Genomic DNA, 3,773 nt, shown 5'->3' on the forward strand with positions numbered 1-3,773 from the left:
GCAACAGAAAAAGATCCCGAAACTGCAGCGCCCTTAGATCCGCTCCCTCTTCGAAACTCTCTTCGAAATCGATCACCGAGACCTTCCCGGCATCGTCCACCGTGAAATTGCGGATCTGGGAGGCGCCGTGGTACTCTCCGGCGCGGTGCAGCGATGCCAGCACCTCCACCACCCCCGAGAGCCATCGGTCCGCCGTCAGACGATCGACCTGCTTCAAGCGTTCCGCCAACCCCTCGCCGGTATCGCGCATCGCAAAAATTCCCTCTTCGCTGTAAACGACTTCCGGAACATCCAGACCCTTGGCATGAAGCCGCTGGAGTTTCGCCGCTTCAAAAGCCGCCGCCTGCGCAGCCGACTTCTTCTCCACCGGGCGGAGAAAGGGCAGACCCGTCAGGCGGTATCCCAGGGCATGGATCCCCTTCGATCCGGTGGGGCGCCCCTTTTTGATCCAGTAGCGCTCTCCGGCGTGTTCGACGGAAAAAATCTCTTTGTCAGGCTGGGCCCGCAGCGCCTCTTCGATCCAGTCAGGCCGGTTGGTGCTCACCCAGCATCTCCCACATCTTTTCCTCAGGCAGGAGCTCCACTCCCAACGCTTTGGCCTTGTCGTATTTGCTGCCGGGATCCTCGCCGTAGATCACATAGTCGGTTTTGTGGGAGACGCTGCCGGTGACGTGGGCTCCCAGATGCTCCAGCATCTCCTTGATCTCCGGGCGGGGTTTGCTCATGGTACCGGTAAGCACCACGGTCTTGCCGCTGAAGGGAGAGTGGACCTCCTCCTCCTTGACCGGGGGAGCGGGATGGATGATTGCCATCAGCCGGCGTACCTTGTCACCGTTGACCCGCATAAACTCCAGGAAACTGTTGGCCATCTCTTCGCCGAAACCCTCGATGGACAATAACGCTTCTTTGTCGGCTTGAATAAAGTCGAGACCGAAGGTTTCGCAGATCTTCTTGCTGGCGACTTCCCCGATATGCTCGATTCCCAGTGCGTTGACGAAACGCCAGCACTCCTGTCCTTTGCTCGCCTCGATGGCCTTGAGGAGATTGCTCGCCTTTTTCTCTTTGAACCCCTCGAGTTTGAGCAGATCCTCCATCGTCAGATGGTAGAGATCCTCCACATCCTTCACCAGCCCCGCATCGTAGAGCTGCTGGACGATCTTCTCTCCCAGGCCGTCGATATTCATGCACCCTTTGGAGGCGAAGTAGATGATGGAGTTGACCACCCGGGCAGGGCAGGAGAGGTTCTGGCATTTGACCAGGGGCCCTTCGTCGAGCACCTCGCTGCCGCAGACGGGGCAGTGGGTGGGGCGCTTGATGGGCTTCTCCTTGCCGGTGCGGTACTCTTTGAGCACCTTGATGATTTTGGGGATCACGTCTCCGCTGCGGATCAGGGTTACCATATCCCCGATGCGGATATCGAGTTTGGCGATATAGTCGTAGTTGTTCAGCGTCGCCCGCTCCACGATCACCCCCTCTACCTCCACCGGTTCCAGGACCGCCACCGGGGTGATGACCCCGGTGCGTCCCACCTGGGGTATCACATCCAGCAGCCGGGTCTGCTTCTCTACGGCGGGGAATTTGTAGGCGACCATCCAGCGGGGATATTTGACGGTATAGCCCAGCTTCTCCTGCAGGGCGATCCGATCGACCTTGACCACCATGCCGTCGAGCATCACAGGAAGCTCCTGGCGCATCTTGCCCAGCTTTTCGTAGATCGCCTCGATCTCTTTGGGTGTGTGACAGACCTCCCGCAGCGGCGGTTTGCGGAATCCCAGATCGTAGATATATCCCATCAGATCACTGAGATACTCGTAGTTCAGATCGTTGACTCCGACCCCCCAGGGCTGAAAGATCAGATTGCGGCGGGCCGTCACGGAAGGATCGAGCTGACGCAGGCTCCCGGCGGCGGCGTTGCGGGGATTGGCGAAAGGTGCTTCCCCCCGATCGACCCGCTCCTTGTTGAGACGATCGAACTCCTCCAGGGTCATCAGCACCTCACCCCGGATCTCGATAAGCCCTTTGTGGTCGATATCCAGAGGAATGGAACGGATCGTTCTGGCGTTGGCGGTCACCTCTTCACCTTCGACCCCGTCCCCCCGGGTGATGGCCTCTTTGAGCAGACCGTTTTCATAGATCAGGTTCAGACTGGCTCCGTCGAATTTGGGCTCGACATAGTAACGCTCTCCCGGATACTGTCGGTCGATCCGCTGAAACCACTCCTCGAACTCGGCGGCGTTGAAGACATCCTCCATACTCCACATCCGGCTCAGATGCTTCGCCTTGCGGAACCCCTCTTTGATGGGCGCGCCGACCCGCTGGGTGGGAGAGGTGGGATCGATCTCGTCGGGATGGGCTTTTTCGTAGGCTTCCACCTCCCGGTAGAGTTGGTCATAGACCTCGTCGGTCACTTCCGGGTTGTCCTCGATATAGTAGGCATAGGCCCACCGTTTGAGTTTTTCCACCGCCTGACGATACTCTTCATGGTTTTTTATCATAATGGCCTCACTCGATCTGGTTTGGGATATTATATCCCAAGGGTTTTGTTTTGCACACTCTCTACAGAGAGTCTCTGATATAATCATCTCAATTGAGTTCTCTGAAAAACTCCGTCATTCCGGACTTGATCCCGAATCCAGGGCTTGAAATAGCGATGAGCTGTGGATCCTGAATCGCATTCAGGATGACGGAAGCGTCACTCTGGCGTTTTTCAGAAAGATCAACTCTTCATCGGAGATGCACATGAAACGCCTGCTACTCTTCCTGGTCCTGCTGCTGCCCCTCTCTCTCTTCGCCAAGATGGAATTTTCCGATCCCAAACCCAGCTTCGACCATCCCCGCAAGTGGGTCGTCCCGGTCAAGACCGACGATATCCACGTGATCAACCATATCATCGGCGGGATCAACAATGTCCTCAACGAATACCCGCCCGAGAGTCTGCAGGTCGCCATGGTCTTCTACAGCTCCGGGATGCGGGTGATCCGCAAGGATTACGATGCCAAGACCCTCACTCGGATCAAATCGCTGATGGACGGTTACGATGTGGAGATGATCGGATGCATCAATACCATGAAGACGATGGGATGGAAAAAGAAGGATTATATCGAGGGGATCGTCTACCGCCAGGCCGGCATCGCCGAAGTCTTGGAGCGGGCCGTGGCAGGCTGGATCGTCTTCGCCCCCTATTGATCTCTCGAAAAAACTCCCGCCATACCGGACTCAATCCGGAATCTATAGCCTAAAAGACCTATGCAGCCCTCGATCCTGAATCAAGTTCAGGATGACGAAAAGAATCTCCGGTCAGTTGTCCAAAGGCTTTCCTGATCAATAGAGTCTGTTCATCGCCTCCCAGACCGCCAGGGCCTGGCGGTGTTCCGCCACATCGTGGCAGCGGACGATCGTCGCTCCGTTTTCCACCGCTTTGAGGTGAATGGCCAGGGTCCCGGGGAGGCGCTCCTCCGTCGGCGTCGGGATGATCCGGTCGATCATCGATTTGCGGCTGGCCCCGATGAGGAGCTCGCAGCCGTAACGCAGAAAGGTGGCATGGTTCCGCAGCAGCGTCAGATTGTGCTCCAGTGTTTTGCCGAAACCGATCCCCACATCCAGGATGATCCGCTCCCGCGGCAGCCCCAGGGCTTCACAACGTTCGATCCGCTCCGTGAAAAAAGCATCCACCTCCGCCGTGACATCTTCGTAGTGAGGGTTTTTCTGCATCGTTTGAGGGGTCCCCTGCATATGCATGATACAGAGCTGCGCTCCATGCTCCACTGCCAGGC

The 3,773-nt window shown here is 57.3% G+C and carries 4 protein-coding genes; 1 reads left to right on the forward strand and 3 read right to left on the reverse strand.

Annotation, left to right across the window (positions count from 1 at the left end; translation table 11 throughout):
- Both F8I07_RS02355 and ligA read right to left on the reverse strand, forming a co-directional pair.
- Positions 1 to 544 (reverse strand): lipopolysaccharide kinase InaA family protein (locus F8I07_RS02355; protein ID WP_292655238.1); only part of this gene is annotated, 544 nt, incomplete at its 3' end.
- Positions 525 to 2,495: an NAD-dependent DNA ligase LigA gene (gene ligA / locus F8I07_RS02360; protein WP_292655240.1), complete on the reverse strand. Its 1,971-nt coding sequence runs from the start codon at positions 2,493 to 2,495 to the stop codon at positions 525 to 527. The genes F8I07_RS02355 and ligA, both read right to left, overlap by 20 nt.
- Before the next feature lie 244 nt (positions 2,496 to 2,739).
- On the opposite strand from ligA, the gene F8I07_RS02365 reads away from it, so the two are divergent.
- On the forward strand, positions 2,740 to 3,186 hold the full coding sequence (locus F8I07_RS02365) for a DsrE/DsrF/DrsH-like family protein (RefSeq protein WP_292655242.1): 447 nt from the start codon (positions 2,740 to 2,742) through the stop codon (positions 3,184 to 3,186).
- Positions 3,187 to 3,321: 135 nt separating this feature from the next.
- Here F8I07_RS02365 and folP read toward each other — a convergent pair.
- On the reverse strand, positions 3,322 to 3,773 hold a 452-nt coding region (gene folP, locus F8I07_RS02370), incomplete at its 5' end, for a dihydropteroate synthase (RefSeq protein WP_292655245.1).

Source organism: Nitratifractor sp. (assembly GCF_015487065.1).
GTDB lineage: Bacteria > Campylobacterota > Campylobacteria > Campylobacterales > Sulfurovaceae > Nitratifractor.